The sequence below is a fragment of the Hoeflea prorocentri genome (assembly GCF_027944115.1).
In the GTDB taxonomy this organism is placed as follows: domain Bacteria; phylum Pseudomonadota; class Alphaproteobacteria; order Rhizobiales; family Rhizobiaceae; genus Hoeflea_A; species Hoeflea_A prorocentri.
On record NZ_JAPJZI010000001.1, the window covers coordinates 78,588 to 96,474 of the forward strand.

The 17,887-nt window shown below is 60.1% G+C and carries 18 protein-coding genes, 1 pseudogene and 1 riboswitch; of the genes and pseudogenes, 7 read left to right on the forward strand and 12 right to left on the reverse strand.

The genetic code is table 11. The annotated features are described in order from the left end of the window. Positions 1-6 precede the first annotated feature (6 nt). The 3 genes from OQ273_RS00370 to OQ273_RS00380 are packed head-to-tail and all read left to right on the forward strand — an operon-like array spanning position 7 to position 3,873. On the forward strand, positions 7-321 hold the full coding sequence (locus OQ273_RS00370) for a sarcosine oxidase subunit delta (protein ID WP_267988490.1): 315 nt from the start codon (positions 7-9) through the stop codon (positions 319-321). Next, positions 318-3,311 carry a sarcosine oxidase subunit alpha gene (locus OQ273_RS00375; protein ID WP_267988491.1) on the forward strand — a complete coding sequence of 998 codons (2,994 nt, stop codon included), beginning with the start codon at positions 318-320 and terminating at the stop codon, positions 3,309-3,311. Before OQ273_RS00370 ends, OQ273_RS00375 begins: the two co-directional genes overlap by 4 nt. After that, positions 3,304-3,873: a sarcosine oxidase subunit gamma gene (locus OQ273_RS00380; RefSeq protein ID WP_267988492.1), complete on the forward strand. Its 570-nt coding sequence runs from the start codon at positions 3,304-3,306 to the stop codon at positions 3,871-3,873. The genes OQ273_RS00375 and OQ273_RS00380 overlap by 8 nt, the downstream gene beginning before the upstream one ends. Positions 3,874-3,885: 12 nt before the next feature. Here the strand turns inward: OQ273_RS00380 and OQ273_RS00385 are convergent, their stop codons facing one another. Continuing rightward, the gene (locus tag OQ273_RS00385; RefSeq protein WP_267988493.1) at positions 3,886-4,389 is read right to left on the reverse strand and encodes a MaoC family dehydratase; all 504 of its coding nucleotides are present in this window, start codon (positions 4,387-4,389) and stop codon (positions 3,886-3,888) included. A gap of 227 nt (positions 4,390-4,616) precedes the next feature. Here OQ273_RS00385 and OQ273_RS00390 point away from each other — a divergent pair, with 227 nt between their 5' ends. The 4 genes from OQ273_RS00390 to OQ273_RS00405 all read left to right on the forward strand — a co-directional run bounded on the left by OQ273_RS00390 (position 4,617) and on the right by OQ273_RS00405 (position 8,652). Further along, positions 4,617-5,360: a phosphoadenylyl-sulfate reductase gene (locus OQ273_RS00390; protein ID WP_267988494.1), complete on the forward strand. Its 744-nt coding sequence runs from the start codon at positions 4,617-4,619 to the stop codon at positions 5,358-5,360. A 13-nt stretch (positions 5,361-5,373) separates the two neighbouring features. Further along, positions 5,374-6,291, forward strand: coding sequence for a sulfate adenylyltransferase subunit CysD (gene cysD, locus OQ273_RS00395; RefSeq protein WP_267988495.1), 918 nt, complete (start codon positions 5,374-5,376; stop codon positions 6,289-6,291). Further along, positions 6,291-7,760, forward strand: a complete 1,470-nt coding sequence (cysN, locus tag OQ273_RS00400) for a sulfate adenylyltransferase subunit CysN (protein WP_267988496.1) — start codon at positions 6,291-6,293, stop codon at positions 7,758-7,760. The genes cysD and cysN overlap by 1 nt, the downstream gene beginning before the upstream one ends. Positions 7,761-7,845: 85 nt before the next feature. After that, positions 7,846-8,652, forward strand: a complete 807-nt coding sequence (locus OQ273_RS00405; protein ID WP_267988497.1) for a mechanosensitive ion channel family protein — start codon at positions 7,846-7,848, stop codon at positions 8,650-8,652. 72 nt (positions 8,653-8,724) lie between these two features. On the opposite strand, the gene OQ273_RS00410 is transcribed toward OQ273_RS00405, so the two are convergent. The 11 genes and pseudogenes from OQ273_RS00410 to OQ273_RS00455 form a co-directional block, all read right to left on the reverse strand. Further along, the gene (locus tag OQ273_RS00410; protein WP_267988498.1) at positions 8,725-9,237 is read right to left on the reverse strand and encodes a DUF934 domain-containing protein; all 513 of its coding nucleotides are present in this window, start codon (positions 9,235-9,237) and stop codon (positions 8,725-8,727) included. Positions 9,238-9,251: 14 nt separating this feature from the next. Next, a complete protein-coding gene (locus OQ273_RS00415; RefSeq protein WP_267988499.1) occupies positions 9,252-10,922 on the reverse strand; it encodes a nitrite/sulfite reductase in 1,671 nt (556 codons plus the stop codon). Between the two features lie 45 nt (positions 10,923-10,967). Beyond that, the gene (locus tag OQ273_RS00420; protein ID WP_267988500.1) at positions 10,968-11,282 is read right to left on the reverse strand and encodes a DUF2849 domain-containing protein; all 315 of its coding nucleotides are present in this window, start codon (positions 11,280-11,282) and stop codon (positions 10,968-10,970) included. 22 nt (positions 11,283-11,304) lie between these two features. Then, on the reverse strand, positions 11,305-12,732 hold the full coding sequence (cysG, locus tag OQ273_RS00425; RefSeq protein WP_267988501.1) for a siroheme synthase CysG: 1,428 nt from the start codon (positions 12,730-12,732) through the stop codon (positions 11,305-11,307). A 179-nt stretch (positions 12,733-12,911) separates the two neighbouring features. After that, a complete protein-coding gene (locus tag OQ273_RS00430) occupies positions 12,912-13,127 on the reverse strand; it encodes a hypothetical protein (protein WP_267988502.1) in 216 nt (71 codons plus the stop codon). Positions 13,128-13,131: 4 nt separating this feature from the next. Continuing rightward, the gene (locus OQ273_RS00435) at positions 13,132-13,590 is read right to left on the reverse strand and encodes a hypothetical protein (protein WP_267988503.1); all 459 of its coding nucleotides are present in this window, start codon (positions 13,588-13,590) and stop codon (positions 13,132-13,134) included. A 4-nt stretch (positions 13,591-13,594) separates the two neighbouring features. Beyond that, positions 13,595-14,833 (reverse strand): agmatinase family protein, encoded by a 1,239-nt coding sequence (locus tag OQ273_RS00440; protein WP_267988504.1) that lies wholly within the window; start codon positions 14,831-14,833, stop codon positions 13,595-13,597. Positions 14,834-14,837: 4 nt separating this feature from the next. Continuing rightward, complete coding sequence (locus OQ273_RS00445; protein ID WP_267988505.1) at positions 14,838-15,635, reverse strand: ABC transporter ATP-binding protein; 798 nt, start codon at positions 15,633-15,635, stop codon at positions 14,838-14,840. Further along, positions 15,632-16,180 (reverse strand): ABC transporter permease, encoded by a 549-nt coding sequence (locus OQ273_RS00450; RefSeq protein WP_425493400.1) that lies wholly within the window; start codon positions 16,178-16,180, stop codon positions 15,632-15,634. Before OQ273_RS00450 ends, OQ273_RS00445 begins: the two co-directional genes overlap by 4 nt. Next, positions 16,163-16,255 (reverse strand): annotated as a pseudogene (locus tag OQ273_RS23720) (ABC transporter permease); the annotation flags it as partial. The pseudogene OQ273_RS23720 and the gene OQ273_RS00450, both read right to left, overlap by 18 nt. Positions 16,256-16,505: 250 nt before the next feature. Continuing rightward, complete coding sequence (locus OQ273_RS00455; protein WP_267988507.1) at positions 16,506-17,576, reverse strand: putative urea ABC transporter substrate-binding protein; 1,071 nt, start codon at positions 17,574-17,576, stop codon at positions 16,506-16,508. Positions 17,577-17,683: 107 nt separating this feature from the next. Continuing rightward, positions 17,684-17,795: riboswitch (guanidine-I (ykkC/yxkD leader) on the reverse strand. Between the last annotated feature and the right edge of the window lie 92 nt (positions 17,796-17,887).

Sequence of the window (17,887 nt, forward strand, 5' to 3'; positions counted from 1 at the left end):
GACGATATGTTGCTGATACGCTGTCCCTATTGTGAAGAAGAACGGCCGGAAGTGGAGTTCCGCCATGCGGGCGAGGCGCATATCGCCCGGCCCGCCGATATTGCTTCGATTTCCGATGAGGCCTTTGCCGAGTTCTTCTTCATCCGCGACAACCCGAAAGGTCTCGCCTATGAACGCTGGCGGCATGTGCATGGCTGCGGCCGTTTCTTCAATGCCGTCCGCGACACCGTTTCCGACAAATTCGTAACCACTTACAAGGCGGGTGAGCCAAAGCCGGACGGCGAGACGTTGCTAGAATGGATGAAGGATCAAAAGTCATGAGCGGCGTGAACCGGATTCCCGAGGGTGGCCGGCTGACGCCGGCGAAAACTGTTCGCTTCACGTTTGACGGCGACATCTACACCGGTCTTGAAGGCGATACGCTTGCCTCCGCGCTGCTTGCCAATGGCGTGCATCTGATGGGGCGCTCGTTCAAGTATCACCGCCCGCGCGGTGTTCTCGGTGCAGGGCCCGAAGAGCCGAATGCGCTGATGAGCATCGGGCGCGATCGATCCCGGCGGCAGCCCAATGTGCGTGCCACCGTGCAGGAAATCTTTGACGGGATGACAGCCGAGTCGCAGAACCGCTGGCCCTCCCTCGGTTTCGATGTCGGCGCCATCAATGACGTGCTGTCGCCGTTTTTCGCGGCCGGTTTCTACTACAAGACCTTCATGTGGCCGAAGGCGGCCTGGCAGAAGCTTTATGAGCCGGTCATCCGCTCGGCGGCCGGCCTCGGCGTGTCGCCTGACGAACCCGATCCCGATCGCTACGCCAACCGTTATGTCCATTGCGATGTGTTGATCATTGGCGGCGGCGTGTCGGGCCTGAGCGCCGCGCTTGCCGCTGCAGGGACCGGGGCACATGTGATCCTGTGTGACGAACAGGCCCATATGGGCGGCGCGCTCGCCTATGAAAGCTGTGTGTCGATCAACGGCCAACCCGGCTTTAACTGGGCTGGGCAGACCGCCGCAGAGCTGGCGGCGATGGACAATGTGCGGGTCCTCACGCGCACCACTGCTTTTGGCTACTACGCCCAGAACTTCGTCGCTCTTGCCGAGCGGGTCAGCGATCATCTGGCCGAGCCGGACCCGGATCAGCCGCGCGAGCGGCTCTGGCAGGTTCGGGCCAAAAAAGTGGTGATCGCCGCCGGCGCAATCGAACGTCATATGGTCTTTGCCAACAATGACAGGCCGGGCATCATGCTGTCCTCGGCCGCGCGTATGTATCTCAATCACTATGGTGTTGCTGTCGGCACGAAGGTCGGTGTCTATACGGCAAACGATTCGGCCTATGAGGCTGCATTTGATCTCCACAGCGACGGCGTCTCCATTGAAGCGATTGTCGATTGCCGAGACAATCCGGGCGAGGGTCTTTTGTCCAAAGCCGCCGATCTCGGAATCGATGTGATGACCGGCCACTCGGTCACGGACACCAAGGGCGCGCGGCGCATCTCTTCCATGACGGTTGAGCGCAATGGCGGCGGAGGTGCCCGGGCGATCGCGGTTGACGCGCTGATCATGTCTGCGGGCTGGACCCCGTCGGTTCACATGTATTCCCAGTCGCGCGGCAAAGTGGTGTGGGATGCGGAGAGTGAACGGTTCCTGCCGGGTGAGAATGTCCAGGATTGCGTCAGCGTCGGCGCCTGTAATGGAACCGATGAATTGCAGGCATCGATTGACGAGGCTGTCGATGCAGGTCTGCAAGCGGCAAAGGCCGTTGGCGCAAAGCGGTCATCACGGCCGAAAATCAAGGGCAAGGGAGGCGTGGATTGGTCCGGCGGCATGGCCGGAAGCGGTGCCGGGGCCGGCCCCGATACGACCGTCAAGGCGTTTGTCGACTTCCAGAACGATGTCACCGCCAAGGATATCCGCCTTGCCGTGCGCGAAGGCATGCACTCGATCGAACATGTCAAACGCTTCACCACGACGGGCATGGCCTCCGATCAGGGCAAGACCTCGAATATTCACGGTTTGGCGATTGCCGCCGAAACCCTCGGAAAACCGGTGCCGGAGGTCGGCCTGACGACGTTCCGCGCGCCCTATACGCCGGTCACATTCGGCACCATCGTCAACCATGGCCGGGGCAAATTGTTCGATCCGACCCGGTGCACGCCGATGCATGGCTGGGAAGAAGCACATGGCGCGGTCTTTGAAGATGTGGGTCAGTGGAAGCGGGCCTGGTATTATCCACGCCGGGGTGAGGACATGCATGCCGCCGTCAACCGTGAATGCCGGACGGTGCGTCAGACGGCAGGGCTGTTTGACGCTTCGACGCTCGGGAAGATCGAGGTTGTCGGTCCCGACGCCGCCAAATTTCTCGATCTGATGTACACCAATGGCTGGCAGAAGCTGAAACCCGGCCGATGCAAATACGGCATCATGCTGCGCGAGGACGGCTTCATTTATGATGACGGCGTCGTCGCCCGGCTTGCCGAAGACCGTTTCCATGTAACCACGACGACCGGCGGTGCGCCGCGTGTCCTCAATCATATGGAGGATTATCTCCAGACGGAGTTCCCCGATCTCGATGTCTGGCTGACATCGACCAGCGAGCAATGGGCTGTCATCGCCGTGCAAGGGCCGAAAGCGCGTGAGATCATCGCGCCGCTTGTGGAGGATATCGACCTATCCAATGAGGCGATGCCCCATATGAGCGCGCGCGAGGGACGGATCTGCGGTGTTCCGACGCGGCTATTCCGGGTCTCCTTCACCGGCGAGGCGGGGTATGAGGTCAATGTTCCGGCTGACTACGGCCAATCGGTCTGGGAGGCGATATGGGCAAGGGCCGAGCCGCTCGGCGCATGCGCTTACGGAACCGAGACGATGCACGTGTTGCGTGCCGAAAAGGGCTTTATCATCGTCGGCCAGGACACGGACGGAACGGTGACGCCGCAGGATGCGGGTCTTTCCTGGGCCATCGCCAAGTCCAAACCGGACTTCGTCGGCATTCGCGGATTGATGCGCCCCGACCTCGCCGCCGAAGGCCGCAAGCAACTTGTGGGCCTCAAGACAAAAAATTCCGGTATCGTGCTGGAGGAGGGGGCTCAGATTGTCGCCGATCCCAATGAACCGGTTCCCATGACCATGCTGGGCCATGTCACCTCATCTTACTGGTCGACGAATTGCGGTCATTCAATCGCTATGGCGCTGATCGCCAACGGCCGCGAAAGGATGGGCGAAACGCTCTATGTGCCCATGCCGGACCGGACCATTGAAGTCACGGTGACCGGGACGGTGTTTTTTGACGAAAAGGGGGAGCGGGTCAATGGCTGACAACAAGACCGCGCAGCCTCAAAGGCCGTTGGAAGGGCGCATGGCGGGTTCACCTCTTGTCCGGATCGAGCCGGCTGAACCGGCAAACCGCCTGGTTCTGCGTGCGCGGCCGGAGGCCAGCGCGGAACTGTCGAAAGCGCTTGGCGTCAAGCTGCCGCAAAAGCCGAAAAGCTCCGAGCAATCAAAAGCGGCCAAAACCAAAGGACGGCGGGCGCTTTGGATCGGGCCGGATGAATGGCTGATCATTGCAGACGCATCCGCTGATCTCACATCCGTTTGCGGCAAGGTCAGCGCGCTTCATTCGGCGGTTGATGTGTCGCATCGCAATACGGCGATCACGGTTTCCGGGCCGGCGGCGGAGGCGACACTTAACGCCGGCTGTCCCCAGGACCTTTCGCTTGATGCATTCCCGGTCGGGGCGTGTTCACGCACGTTGCTGGGCAAGGCTGAAGTCGTTCTGCTTCGGGAATCGGAAGAGACATTCCGGGTGGAATGCTGGCGATCTTTCTCGGCCTATGTCTTCGATTTCCTCGCCGATGCGTCTCGGGCGCCGATGATCTGAACCGGATTTGCTCTAGCCGGCTTCCTGTTTCTGCTTTTCCGGGTGGTCTTCCGGATCGAAGCGGATAATGGTGAGCCATTCGGCGGTGATCGCCGGTTTCTTTTCTTCCTTGATCTCCACCGAGACGCCATGGGTCAGCATGACCATGTCCTGGCCGCGGTAACGTCGTTCTTTCAGAACAAAACGGCCGCGCACATGCCAGCCGCTCCTGACCGGTGTCAAAAACCTGATCTTGTTGAAACCGTAATTGATGCCCATGCGCTGCTCTTTAACGTGGGGCAGGCAGTCATAGTTCATCTTCGAAAGCAGCGACAATGATAAGAAACCGTGCGCGATGGTTCCGCCGAATGGCGTTTCGGCTTTCGCCCTCTCGGGGTCAACGTGGATGAATTGATGATCGTGCGTCGCATCGGCAAAGAGATCGATGGTCTTCTGATCCACTTCAATCCATTCCGAAACTCCGACTTCCTTGCCAACAAGGCCGTCGAGATCAGCAAGCGAAATAATTGGCGGCATGGCGTCCTAGGCCCCTGATACACAAAACGACTTTCCTCAATATACGTCTAGACCGTGAAGGAAAAGGGGCGTGCAGAGATTGTGGACGCGGTGAAATCAGTTTTCGCGCCATGAACGGATGCACGACAATTTAATGCAGGCGCCCGCGTGCATATAGAACAGCGTTGTTTCAATTAGGTCCAAAATTGGTTCAGTCTTGGTGCCAAGAGCCATTTTGGAGACATTCAATGCAAATCGGACAGGCCACGACCGGGGTGCCGGCAAGCGAAGCAGACTATGGTGCGCTCAGCCTTGAAGAACGCCTGACGCTGCTGGTGGAAACGCATGACAATGCGGTTTTCACGACAAGCCTTGGCATGGAAGACCAGGTGTTGACGCACGCGCTTTCAAGAGCCGCGCCCGAGGTGCGGATCGTAACACTGGAAACCGGCCGACTTTTCGAAGAGACGGTGCGGCTGATTGAACGAACTGAAGCGCTGTTCGGCGTTTCAATCGAGCGGTTCCGGCCCGAGGAGAAACGGCTTGGCGATTACGTGGCGCGTTTTGGTCTCAACGGCTTTTACGAAAGTGTCGAAGCGCGGCATGCCTGCTGCGGCGTGCGTAAGCTGGAGCCGTTGGCAAGAGCGCTTGCCGGGGCGGATTTGTGGATCACCGGGCTTCGCCGGGGGCAATCTTCCAACCGGGCCGATGTGCCGTTTGTCGTGCGTGACGGGGATCGCGGTCTGCTTAAGGCGAACCCCCTTGCCGACTGGGATATCGAAGCCGTCCGCGCCTATGCCGACCAGCACGATGTGCCGCTCAATCCGCTGCACGCCCAGGGCTTTCCGTCGATCGGCTGCGAGCCGTGCACACGGGCCGTCAAGCCCGGTGAGGACGAGCGCGCCGGCCGTTGGTGGTGGGAAAATGATGCCAAGCGCGAATGCGGTTTGCATGTCGCAGGGCAGGAGACACCGCCGCAAACGGCGCAATAGAACGGATACAGATATGTCAGAGACAAAACCTCCCCTTGATCCGAACCTCAAGGCGCTTGAAAGCGAAGCCATCCATATCTTCCGTGAGGTGGCGGCCGAATTTGAAAAGCCCGTCATGCTCTATTCGGTGGGCAAGGATTCCTCGGTGCTTCTGCATCTCGCCCGTAAGGCGTTCCACCCGGGGAGGATCCCGTTTCCTTTGTTGCATGTGAATACGGGCTGGAAGTTTTCCGAGATGATCGCGTTTCGCGACCGAATTGTCGGGGATTTTGATCTCGACCTGATATCCTACACCAATCCGCGCGGTCAGCTTGAGAACATCACGCCTTTCACGCACGGTTCGTCCGCCTACACCAACATCATGAAGACCGAGGCATTGCGCCAGGCGCTTGATGCCGGCGGCTATGACGCGGCCTTTGGCGGCGCACGGCGCGATGAAGAGGCCTCACGGGCAAAGGAGCGGATCTATTCCTTCCGCACGCCCGATCATCGCTGGGACCCGCGCAACCAGCGCCCCGAACTCTGGTCGATATACAACGGCATGATCCGCAAAGGCGAGAGCGTGCGAGCCTTTCCCCTGTCCAACTGGACCGAAGTCGATATCTGGCGCTACATCCAGGCCGAAAACATCCCCATCGTTCCGCTTTACCTTGCCGCCGAACGGCCTGTTGTCGAACGGGACGGCATGCTCATTCTTGCGGAGGACGCGCGACTGGAACTGCTGCCGGGAGAAATCACCCGCAGGGAGACGATCCGCTTCCGCACACTTGGATGTTTTCCGCTCACCGGAGCGATCCGCTCAACGGCGACGACGCTTGACGACATTATCGGCGAACTGGAGACGGCGACCGTCTCGGAGCGACAGGGTCGTGCGATCGACCGTGACGAGGCCGGGTCCATGGAAAAGAAAAAACGCGAGGGTTACTTCTGATGACCGCCAATGCCGACATTGCCGCCCGTTCTGAAATCGAACCGGCGGCGCGCAATGCGAGGCCGTTGCGGCTCATTACCTGCGGCAGCGTCGATGACGGGAAGTCGACCCTGATCGGCCGTCTGCTGTGGGATACAAAAGCCGTCAAGGACGATCAGGCCGACGCACTCGAACGCGACAACCGCAACCAGCAGAACGAACTCGGCCTTCCGGATTTCGCCCTGCTGCTCGACGGCCTTCAGGCAGAACGCGAACAGGGCATCACCATCGACGTCGCTTATCGTTATTTCTCGACCGGCAACCGGTCATTCATTGTCGCCGATACCCCCGGCCATGAGCAGTACACACGCAATATGGCGACCGGTGCCTCCACGGCCGATCTCGCGGTGCTGCTTGTGGATGCACGAGCGGGCCTTCTTGAGCAAACGCGGCGTCACGCGACCATTGCGATGCTGATGGGTATTCGACAGTTCGTGCTTGCGGTCAACAAGATCGACCTTGTGGACTATGATCAGGCCCGGTTTGACGGGATCGCTTCAGAGTTTCGCCGGTTTGCACTCTCGCTCGGGGTGACCGATGTTACGGCCATTCCGATGTCGGCGCTCCTTGGTGAAAATGTGGTGCTGAGCGGCGCTCAATCGATGCCCTGGTATAGCGGCCCGACGCTTGTCAGCGTTCTGGAACTGGCGACACAAAGGAGCGCGCAAACGGTGGGGTTCCGGCTGCCGGTCCAGCGCGTCAGCCGGCCGAACGAGGGTTTTCGCGGTTATCAGGGAACGGTTGCGGGCGGATCGGTCAAGCCCGGCGACAGCGTTGTAGTCCTGCCGGCAGGTACAGTCGCCAATGTCAAACAGATCGTTACATTCGATCTTGTGCGCAATGCGGCGGTTGCCGGTGATGCGATCACGCTGGTTCTCGACCGGCCGGTCGACGTGGCGCGGGGCGACATGATTGCATCGATCGATGCGGCGCCATCCGTCGGGCGAGCTTTTGAGGCCAAGCTGGTGGCTTTGTCAGCCACGCCCATCGTTGCCGGTAAACGATACTGGCTGAAATCCTCCAGCCGCCGCCAGAGGGTCCGGGTGCGACCCAAAAGCCGGCTGGATCTTCATACCGGTCTTTGGGACGAGGCGGAGAGCCTGCCGCTCAACGCCATCGGTACGGTGCATCTCGACTTTGACGAAGATGCGATGTTCGATGCCTACGAGACGAACCGCAACACAGGCGCCTTCATCCTGATCGACGCGGAGACCAACAACACGGTTGCCGGCGGCATGATCGTCGAACGTCGTATCGATGTCGGCGGCATTTCCGGCGGTTCCGACCGGGATCATGTCGTACTCTCCATGCCGGCAGACGTGGCCGACAGGCTGATGGCCGGTGACCTCTTCAACAGACTTCGCGATCAAATCGATGTTCGCCGGACCGGGGCTGCAAAGGCGGCCACTGCCTTGCACGATCTGGACTGACAGGCTGCGGATATCCGGATTTTGAGTGCGTCGAAGAATCCGCTATAGGGTTTGACGATCACATGACTGCCGGAGACCCCGTACGATGGATAATCTGATCTCGCAGCTCGGCGCCTTCGGGCCGCTTCTTTTCAGCGCCGGCAAGGCGCTGCTCTTCCTGATTGCCGGTTATCTCGTCGCCGGCATCGTATCGCGGACGATCCGCAAGCGCGTGCTGGCCAGCCCCAGGCTGGACGATACGCTCGGCACCTTCTTCGCATCGATCGCCAAATGGCTGATTATGGCGGTGACGGTGATCGCCGTCCTGCAGGTATTCGGCTTTCAGGCGACCAGCCTTGTTGCCGTGCTTGGTGCCGCGACCCTTGCCATCGGCCTTGCACTGCAGGGCACGCTGCAGGATATTGCCGCCGGTGTGATGATCATCATCTTCCGGCCCTTCAAGCTGGAACAATATGTGGATATCGACGGTACCTCAGGCACCGTGAAGGCGATCAACCTCTTTATCACCGAACTGGTGACGCCCGACAATGTGCAGATCATCATTCCGAACGGGAAGGTCTGGGGATCGATCATCACCAATTACTCGGCCCATGACACGCGGCGGGTCGATGTCACCTACGGGATCGACTACGGCGACGATGCCGACAAGGCGATGGCGATTATCATCAAATGCGCCAAGGCTGACGAGCGGGTTCTGAAGGATCCGGAACCCTGGGTCCGGGTTGTCAATCTGGGTGATTCCTCGGTCGATATCGGCATGCGTATCTGGTGCAAGGCTGCTGACTACTGGGACCTGAAATTCGCCATGACGCAGACGGTCAAGGAAGCCTTCGACAAGGACGGCATCTCGATCCCCTATCCGCACCAGGTGGAAATCCACAAAGAGGGCTGAACAAAAAAGCCGCCGGGTCTTAAGCCGGCGGCAGGCTCTGGGAGTCTTCAGAAAGAAGCCGTTTGATGACTTTTATGCGCCAATGCTGCGCCAGGCATAGGAGCCGGTGGAGCGCGACGGCACGGCAGCCGGCTGGTAGTAGCTGTCGATGCCGGGCAGGTGGCCCTCGGAAAGGCGCTTAATGGCCGTCCCGTTGGTAACTGCAAAGCTGTCGATGCCACAGCGCAGCATCAGCGGAACCTGATCGATCAGCACATCGCCCATGGCGCGAAGCTCGCCATCGAAGCCAAGGCGTTCGCGCAGCAGCGAGCCCTGCGAATAGGCACGTCCGTCATTGAAGACCGGGAATGTGACGGCGATCAGCGCCAGCCGATCCAGAAAGGGTTCAAGCTGGCTGACTTCGTCCGCCGGCTCGAGAATAACGCCGGTGCTTTCCGGCCGGCGGTCGGTATCGTCCAGTTCCAGATACTGCGCCAGCGGCAGAAGCAGTTTGGCATTTGCGTCGGCGCTCTGGTCCTCCCCGGCAACCTGCCAGGGATCGTCCGTTACAAAACCGGTTTCTTTCCAGATTTTCATTTCGCTCATCTCGTCGTCCTCGGTCAGGCGGCTTTGGAGGCTTCGCCGTAGAGTGCCTCCTTGAAGGGTGCGGGTCCAACCCGGCGATAAGCTTCAAGGAACGTTTCTTCCGGATTTTCGCGCAGGCCGAGATAAGTCTCGACAACCGTCTCCACCGCATCGGTCACCTTTTCCGGCTCGAAGCCGCGGCCGATGATCTGGCCGACCGATGTGTTTTCATCACCTGATCCGCCCAGAGTAATCTGGTAGAGTTCCGCGCCTTTCTTTTCGACGCCGAGAATGCCGATATGGCCGACATGGTGGTGACCGCAGGCATTGATGCAACCGGAGATCTTGATCTTCAGCTCACCGATTTCCTGCTGGCGTTTCTGTGAGCCAAAACGCTCGGAAATTTCCTGCGCGACCGGGATCGAGCGGGCATTAGCCAGGGCACAGTAATCAAGCCCCGGGCAGGCTATGATGTCCGTGACGAGGCCGGCATTGGCTGTTGCCAGCTCGGCTTCCAGCAGAACGCGGTAGACGTGCTCCAGATCGGCCAGCGCGACATGCGGCAGCACGAGGTTCTGTTCGTGCGAGACGCGGATTTCGTCATGGCCGAACTTCTCGGCAAGATCGGCGACCACTTCCATCTGGCTGTCGGTGGCATCGCCGGGAATGCCGCCGATCGGTTTCAGCGAAATCGTGACGACGCCGTAGTCGGGGTGGTGGTGCGGCGTGACGTTCTGGTGAACCCAGGCCGCGAAATTCGGGTCGGACTTCTTGGCGCCGGCAATCTGGGCCCAGCCTTCGGGCCTGTCCTGAAGTTCCGGCGGCGCGAAGTAGCTCGCAATCGCGGCAAGATCGTCGGCTGGAAGCTTCAGTTCCGTGGCTTTGAGCTTTTCCCACTCGGCCTCGACCTGGCGGGTAAAGTCTTCCTCGCCGGTCTCGTGCACGAGGATCTTGATGCGGGCCTTGTACTTGTTGTCGCGGCGGCCGTGCAGGTTGTAAACGCGCATGATGGCGGTCGTATAGGACAGGAGGTCGGCTTCCGGCAGGAAATCGCGGATTTTCTTGGCGATCATCGGCGTGCGGCCCTGGCCGCCGCCGACAAAGACGGCAAAACCGAGTTCGCCGGCCTCGTTGCGCTTCAGGTGCAAACCGATGTCATGAACCTGGATGGCCGCCCGGTCGCGCTCTGCGCCGGTCACTGCGATTTTGAACTTGCGCGGCAGGAACGAATATTCCGGGTGGTTGGACGACCACTGGCGCAGGATTTCCGCATAGGGACGCGGGTCGGCGACTTCATCGGCGGCGGCACCGGCAAAATGATCGGCGGACACGTTTCGAATGCAGTTGCCGGAGGTTTGGATGGCGTGCATCTCGACCTCTGCCAACTCTTCCAGGATGGCCGGCGTGTCGGAAAGCTTCGGCCAGTTGTACTGGATGTTCTGGCGCGTGGTGAAGTGACCGTAGCCCTTGTCGTAGTCGCGGGCGATGCGCGCAAGACGGCGCATCTGGCGGCTGTTGAGTGTGCCGTAGGGGATGGCAACACGCAGCATATAGGCATGAAGTTGCAGGTAGACCCCATTCATCAGGCGCAGAGGTTTGAACGCCGTTTCGTCGATCTCGCCTGACAGGCGGCGCTCGACCTGGTCGCGATACTGTCCGACGCGCTGGCGGACAAAATCATGATCGAACTCATCATAGCGGTACATCGGCTACTCCTGCGGAACGGGTCCGGTTGTTGGGCTGTTTTGTGATCAAGCGGCCGTGGCCTGCTTGAAATCGGCCTGTTTGCCGAGATCTGCGCGGATCGTGGGGCCGGCGGCACGGATGCGCTCTCGCAGGCGGATAGGGTAGATCTCGCCTTCGATCTCCTCGACATCGATGAGATCGACATCGACAACAAGGTTGTCGTTGAAGGCGGACTTGCCCGCATCGGCAAGCGCGTCCGCGGCTTCCTGATGACGGGCGATCAAGGCAGTGTCGATGTTCTCAAGCCATTGACCATTGGCTCCAAGCCACACGGCGATGCCGTCTTTCAGGCGATTGGCGGTCAGTACCTTTTTCATCACAAATATCCTCTTCTTCGCCCCGTCAGGCAGCGGCGACTTTTGTCGTTGCCACTGAGAGCGGGGTGGAATGGGTAAAGTTGGCGCCGGCGACTGCATCGCCGATGATCACCATCACCGGGCCGTTGAGGTCATCTAGTTGCTCGATGGCCGGCAGTTCCTTCAGCGTGGAATGCATCAATGTCCGGTTTGGCTGGCTGGCGTTTTCTATGATCGCCACGGGCGTGTCAGTCGCCAATCCGGCTGCCGTCAGACGTTCGGCAACGGATGCAGCGACCGTTCTGCCCATATAGACGGCGATTGTCGCACCGGAAACGGCAAGCCGCGCCCAGTCTGGAAGAACCTTGCCTTTCAGGTCGTGCCCGGTGGTGAACACCATGGATGATGCAACGCCGCGCAAGGTCAGTGGCAGTTCGAAATCGGCAGCGGCGGCAAAGGCCGAGGTGATGCCGGGAACGATCTCATAGGCAATGCCCGCATCGCGCAGCGCCGACATTTCCTCGGCCGCACGGCCGTAAACCAGCGGATCGCCGGATTTGAGGCGCACGACGCGCTTGCCCTTTTCGGCGAGTTCGACAATCAGCGCACTGATTTCGGCTTGAGACTTGGAATGGCAGCCCTTGCGTTTGCCGACCGAGATGCGCTCGGCATCGCGCCGGCCCATATCGACAATTGTTTCAGGCACCAATGCGTCATAGAGGATAACGTCGGCTTCCATGAGGACACGCTGGGCGCGCAGGGTCAGGAGATCTTCAGCGCCGGGGCCGGCTCCGACAAGCCAGACATAACCTTCGGCTTTGTCTGTGCCATGCAGGAGCCTATTGGCGCTCTTGCGGGCGGCTGACAGATCACCGGCCTCGACATCGTCGCGGACGCGGCCGGAAAAGAAGTGCCTCCAGAACTGACGACGCGTTGCGCCGCGCGGCAGGGTCATGTCGACCGCCCCGCGATAGCTTTCGGCAAGTCCCGCAAGTGTGCCAAGCGTCGGCGACAGCATCTGATCGACCCGCGCGCGGATCATTTGTGCAAGGACTGGCCCCGCGCCTTCCGTGCCGATCGCCACCGCAACCGGTGCGCGGTTGACGAGGGCGGGTGTCAGGAAGTCGCAATAATCAGGCTGATCGACGGCGTTGGCCGGGATTTTGACAGCCCGCGCATCGGTGACGATGCGGGCGTCAAGATCAGCCTCGCCGGTTGCTGCAAACACCAGCGTTGCGTGGGTGAGATGTGCCGGATCGTAGGCTTCGGCGATCCTCGCAATGGCGTTCTTGCGCAGATAGTCGGCAAAGGCCGCCTCGGGGTGGTCCGCATAGACCGCAATCGCGGCAGCCGTGTTGGCGAGAAGCCGCGTCTTGGCATAGGCTTCTTCGCCATTGCCGAACACGGCGACCTTCTTTTCGGCCACATTGAAGAAGGCCGGGAAGGTCGAAAGTTTGCGGTTGCCGTATGTCATCTTATCCCTGCGGGCGCAATTGTCCTGTTGCAGGGAATTTTCGTTGAACGGGCTACCGGATTGAAGAAATGCTTTTCTGCGCTGCCGCGCCGGACGGCATTTTTTTGCCCGACGCGGGTTTGGGAGCGGATCAATTGCCTAATGCGGCCTGTGCCCTTTGATGTGTGTTGTACGCCAGGCTATTTGCGGGTGCGATTTTTGGCCGTCAGCCGGCGGAACAGAACGAAGCCGCCCAGCACGGCCATTGCGGCGGCGACGACCGCCATGTGAAAGGGCGACGCAACCATGTGGGCGAGCCATCCGGCGGCTGTCAATTCTGTGTGCGCGCCCGGATGGGCCAGGGCCGGGACTGCCGGGCTGAGGAAAAAAGCTGCTGCGATTGTACGATAAGTCATTGATCTATCCTTTTGTCGGTTCGTCGAGGCGATCTTCCAGCAGGCTGATCAGGTCGATATCCAGCCTGTTTGTCAGGGAGACATAGGTAAAGGTCATATTTTCCCGGTGGGATACCATGTTACCGGGGAAGGGCATGTAAACGAGCTCGCGCGAGGCAAAGGCCGGTGACGCTGTCCCGATCTGCCAGTTCGAGGCAATCGACGCGTCGACGAGGTTCATCATCAGGCCATCCTCGCCTGGTCTTTGGAAATCTATGCCGGCGATCCGAAGATAGGAGGTCTTGTCCTCCGCCGCGCGGAAGCCGTCAATAAAATTGGCGGCGAGCATGTGCAGTTCTTCCTGCCGCTCCCTCCCGTGCGAACCATTGACATGGGAGTGAAGATGATCGGCAGCGTGATGATGGTTGTGACCGGGGCCGTGGTGATGATCGTGGTCGTGTGAATGATAATGGTGATGGCTCATCGGTTCACTCCACATCCGGGCCGGCCGGAATAGACACGGGCTTGTCGATGATGGCCCGGTGCGCGCCCATCTTGCCGTGTGAGACAAGTGTGCCAAGCACATCGACAATCACACGGGTCGCCAAGAGGGCGGTGATGTCCGACGTATCATAGGGAGGGGACACCTCGACCACCTCAAGCCCGCAAATACCTTCTGCCGCAACCAGCGATACCAACTCCAGCGCTTCGCGCGGCAGGAAGCCGCCCGGTTCCGGCCAGCCGGTGCCGGGGACAAAGCCACAATCGACGCTGTCGATATCGAAGGAAATATAAACCGCGTCCGCATCCTTCCAGGCAAGCTCCAGGGCTCGGGCCGCAGTCTCCGGCAGGCCCAGCTCCTCGACATCGCGCATGGTGAAGATATTGGTGTTGCGCTTGCGGGCGATCTCCACCCCCTCGCGCGGCACCTGCCATCCGCCAATGCCGATCTGGACGAGATTGACGGCGGGCACGTTGACGAGGTCGGTTGCGTGGAACCAGGGCGTCGTATGCATGCGCTCATCGAGATCCTTTTCCTGGATGTCGATATGGCGGTCGAAATGGACGATGCCGATCCGCTTGGAGGTGCATTCGGCAATGCCGCGCACGCAGGGAAAGCCGATGGAATGGTCGCCGCCGATCATGATCGGCAAAGCACCGGACGAAACGACATGGCTTACCGCGCGGGTGATCTGGTCGAAAGTCTTTTCGATATTGGCGGGAATGGTGAAGACATCGCCCACATCGCACAGGGTCATTTCTTCACGCAGGTCGACGCCCATCTCGTAATTATAGGGGGTGTAAAGCGCCGATATCTTGCGCACGCCCTGGGGTCCGAAGCGGGTGCCGGGGCGGTAGGTGGTTCCGCCGTCAAAGGGAATGCCAATCACCGCGGCGTCATAGGCACCAACCTGCGTGACATCTTCAATGTAGGGCGCCTTGAGGAAGGTGTTGATGCCGGCATAATGCGGCAGTTCGCCACGCGCGAAGGTCGGTATGGACTTGTCTTCCAGACAGTCGGAGCCCGTCAGGCCCATGCGCAAAGCCCACTGTTTTTCCTTTTCCCAGGCCTTTGTCGGCAGTGTTCCTTCCTTTTCCGCCGCCTTCCAGCCGCGCAGTTGCAGCTTGTCGAAATCGGGGTGATGGTGTTTTTCGGGCGGCGTTGAGGACCGTGACCCAAGGACCCGGCGCTCCCGTTCAAACCCGTTGGCGAAGATGTCTTTCATGCCCTTACTCCTGTGGATGCATGTGGCCCGCGCGTTTCAGCTCCTCCAGGGTTTCAGGAGAAGGCTCCTGACCGGAACGCGTCAATAGCAGGTCGTAGGTGATGGTTGCGCCGTAGGCGTCGGGCGCCTGCGGATCGTGGCGTATCTTGTCGAAGACGAGAAGGCGCGTGCCCAGTTTGAAGGCTTCGTTGATGTCATGGGTGACCATGAAGACGGTCATCGACATTTCTTCCCACAGGCCAAGAAGCAGGTCGTGCATGTCCACGCGAATGCCGGGATCGAGAGCGCCGAACGGTTCGTCGAGCAGCAGGACCTTAGGGCGCTTGATGAGTGCCTGCGCGATGGCAAGGCGCTGCTGCATGCCGCCGGACAGCTGTGCCGGGTATTTCCTGCGGGCTGGAGTAAGACCTATCTTTTCAAGCGTTTCCCTGACGGCGTCGCGCGCCTTGCTTCGGGCAGCTCCGAAGGTTCGGCCAAGCAGTTTGGACGCGCCGAATTCTCCCGCGAGAATCAGATTGTCCTCAACGGTCAGATGCGGGAACACTGAATAGCGCTGGAAGACGATGCCGCGATCGGGCGTCGGCTCGTCCGGCAGGTCGTTGCCGTCGATCTCTATATGGCCGCGTGTCGGCAGTTCCTGCGACAGAAGCATGCGCAGGAATGTTGATTTCCCGCAGCCGGATGCACCGACCACGGTGCAGAAGGTACCAGCCTCGACATTGAGGTTCAGACGCTCCAGCACGGGCGTGCCGTCGTAGACTTTCGACACGTTGCGCACGACGATTTTGGGTGGCGCACTCACAGGCTCTCACCTCCCAGATGATGCCAGGGAAAGGCGCGCTTGGAAATCATCAGTAGCAGGCGGTCGATGAGGAAGGCCAGCAGTGTGATCCACAGCACGTATGGCAGGATGACGTCCATCGCGAGATAGCGGCGCACCAAGAATATGCGGTAACCGAGGCCTGAGGTGGAGGCGATAGCTTCGGCGGAAATCAGGAAGATCCAGGCGGGCACGAGACCGAGCCGAATGGCGGTGATCAGTTTCGGCAGGATCTGCGGCAGCACGAGGCGTGAGACCATCTGCACGACGCCGGCGCCGAGCGTTTCGGCCTTGATCACGAGTTCACGCGGAATGTCCATCACGGCCTGCGCGGTCGAGCGCATCATAACAGGCGCGGTGCCGACGACGATAAGCATCACCTTGGAGAGTTCGCCAAGGCCGAAGGTGATGAAAAGGATCGGCAGGATTGTGATCGGCGGAATGAGCGAGAAGGTCGCGATGTAGGGCGCGAGCGTGACGCGCATATGGGGAATGAAGCCGATCAGGATCCCGAAGATGAGCGCCAAAGCCGTGGCAAGGCCAATCCCTGTTCCGAGGCGTATCAGGCTGTCAAGCGTATCGGTCCATAGAAGCAGATCGCCGCTGCGTTTGTCCGGCACGAAAGCCATCCGCCAGAAGGTGGCGCCCATCTGTTCAAGCGACGGCAGCAGCTTGTCTGCCGGGTTGTCCAGACGCCGGTAATGGCTGGCGACGGCAAAGGCGATCGCGGTCGCGATGAAGGGCATGATCGCCAGGGCGATGCCGGTTGAGCGGGACGGCTTTCGGTTGATGATACGCATGATGACTACTCAGTCGCCCGCCCGGCCCAGCCGGACGGGCGCATCCTTCCGCTTAAAGGTCGCCGCTGGCGGCCATGCCCATATATGTCGTGTCGAAGCGCAGCTTCACATTCGCCTCGTCGCCGTAGATCGAGCCGTCCGGGAACAGGACGCCGACGAATTCCGGGCTTGGTGCGCCTTCTCCGAGAACGCCGTTCTCAAAGAGGAACTCGGCCACGAATTTGGAGGTCTTGGCGAGTTCCGGCGAACTGGTGAATGCCACCGCCTCGGCGGGCGTATAGAACATCTTGGTGGTAGCAAGCTGCGCGTCATAACCGGCAAGGTCCGTGCCGGAGGCTTCGGCCATTGCGGTGCGCGCCGCCTTACCCTCATCGCTGTCGGACGACATGATCGCCATCAGCTCGTACCAGGCGCCGGTCAGCGCCTTGCCGAAATTGGGATTGTCGTTGAGCGTCTGCGTATTGACCATCATGATGTCGATGATCTCGCCCGGAATGGCCGCGCTGTCGAAGACCTTGCTCGCGCTGGGCTGCGCATCGATCTCCGACAGGAGCGGATTCCAGGTGACCACTGCTGTGACGTCATCTGTGGCGTAGGCGGCGATCATGTCGGCGTCGGACGTGTTGACGACGGTGATGTCCCGCTCCTTCAGTCCGACGCTGGCAAGCGCCCGGGCAAGGAGATAGTGAGAGACGGAGAGTTCGACGAGATTGACGTTCTGCCCCTTGATCTCGGCAAGATCGGTCTTGTCCTTGAGGATGACGCCGTCATTGCCGTTGGAATAGTCGCCGACGATGAGCGCCGTGGTGTCGACACCGCCACCGGCGGGAATGGACAGGGCGTCCATATTGGTCATGGAGCAGCCGTCATATTCGCCGGCCGTGTACTGGTTGATGGATTCCACGTAATCGTTGATCTGCACGATATCGACGGTGATGTCGTATTTGTCGGCCCATTTCTTCATGATGCCGGAATCCTGAAGATATCCCCACGGCATCCAGCCCACATAGATCGACCAGCAGACTTTGAAATCGGTCTTTTCAGCCGCTAGCGCGGGCGCTGAAACGGTGGGTGCCGCGAGGAGTGCGGCAAGGCTAAGAACCTTTATTGTGTTCCTGAACATGATTGTACGCCTTCCTGCATTTGCGCCAGCTTTTGGAGCCGGCTTGCCAAGAATGAGGTCTGACGCACACACCGGGAGAGGGTTTGCGCGCGCAAACCTGTGCAGTTGTCTCCCGGGTTTTTTTCCCGCCGTGTCACCGGCTATTTGCTCTGCCGGCTTGCCCCTCTTGGACCAGCATCCCGCCTTGAGGACGGAACCGGAACCCTAGGGGCGCTGCACGATAATCACTCTGCAAGCTCCGTGCCAAACCGGGAATCGGGCTGAGCCATGGAGCCTGGCCCGCTTTATTTTTCAATGGATTCAGAGTGTTG

What these genes read in the sequence shown, in the direction of transcription:
- OQ273_RS00375 (WP_267988491.1), top strand. Translation starts at nt 318, where the DNA reads ATGAGCGGCGTGAACCGGATTCCCGAGGGTGGCCGGCTGACGCCGGCG.
- OQ273_RS00455 (WP_267988507.1), bottom strand. Translation starts at nt 17,576, where the DNA reads ATGTTCAGGAACACAATAAAGGTTCTTAGCCTTGCCGCACTCCTCGCG.
- OQ273_RS00380 (WP_267988492.1), top strand. Translation starts at nt 3,304, where the DNA reads ATGGCTGACAACAAGACCGCGCAGCCTCAAAGGCCGTTGGAAGGGCGC.
- OQ273_RS00415 (WP_267988499.1), bottom strand. Translation starts at nt 10,922, where the DNA reads ATGTACCGCTATGATGAGTTCGATCATGATTTTGTCCGCCAGCGCGTC.
- cysN (WP_267988496.1), top strand. Translation starts at nt 6,291, where the DNA reads ATGACCGCCAATGCCGACATTGCCGCCCGTTCTGAAATCGAACCGGCG.
- OQ273_RS00430 (WP_267988502.1), bottom strand. Translation starts at nt 13,127, where the DNA reads ATGACTTATCGTACAATCGCAGCAGCTTTTTTCCTCAGCCCGGCAGTC.
- OQ273_RS00435 (WP_267988503.1), bottom strand. Translation starts at nt 13,590, where the DNA reads ATGAGCCATCACCATTATCATTCACACGACCACGATCATCACCACGGC.
- cysD (WP_267988495.1), top strand. Translation starts at nt 5,374, where the DNA reads ATGTCAGAGACAAAACCTCCCCTTGATCCGAACCTCAAGGCGCTTGAA.
- OQ273_RS00405 (WP_267988497.1), top strand. Translation starts at nt 7,846, where the DNA reads ATGGATAATCTGATCTCGCAGCTCGGCGCCTTCGGGCCGCTTCTTTTC.
- OQ273_RS00385 (WP_267988493.1), bottom strand. Translation starts at nt 4,389, where the DNA reads ATGCCGCCAATTATTTCGCTTGCTGATCTCGACGGCCTTGTTGGCAAG.
- cysG (WP_267988501.1), bottom strand. Translation starts at nt 12,732, where the DNA reads ATGACATACGGCAACCGCAAACTTTCGACCTTCCCGGCCTTCTTCAAT.
- OQ273_RS00390 (WP_267988494.1), top strand. Translation starts at nt 4,617, where the DNA reads ATGCAAATCGGACAGGCCACGACCGGGGTGCCGGCAAGCGAAGCAGAC.
- OQ273_RS00410 (WP_267988498.1), bottom strand. Translation starts at nt 9,237, where the DNA reads ATGAGCGAAATGAAAATCTGGAAAGAAACCGGTTTTGTAACGGACGAT.
- OQ273_RS00440 (WP_267988504.1), bottom strand. Translation starts at nt 14,833, where the DNA reads ATGAAAGACATCTTCGCCAACGGGTTTGAACGGGAGCGCCGGGTCCTT.
- OQ273_RS00370 (WP_267988490.1), top strand. Translation starts at nt 7, where the DNA reads ATGTTGCTGATACGCTGTCCCTATTGTGAAGAAGAACGGCCGGAAGTG.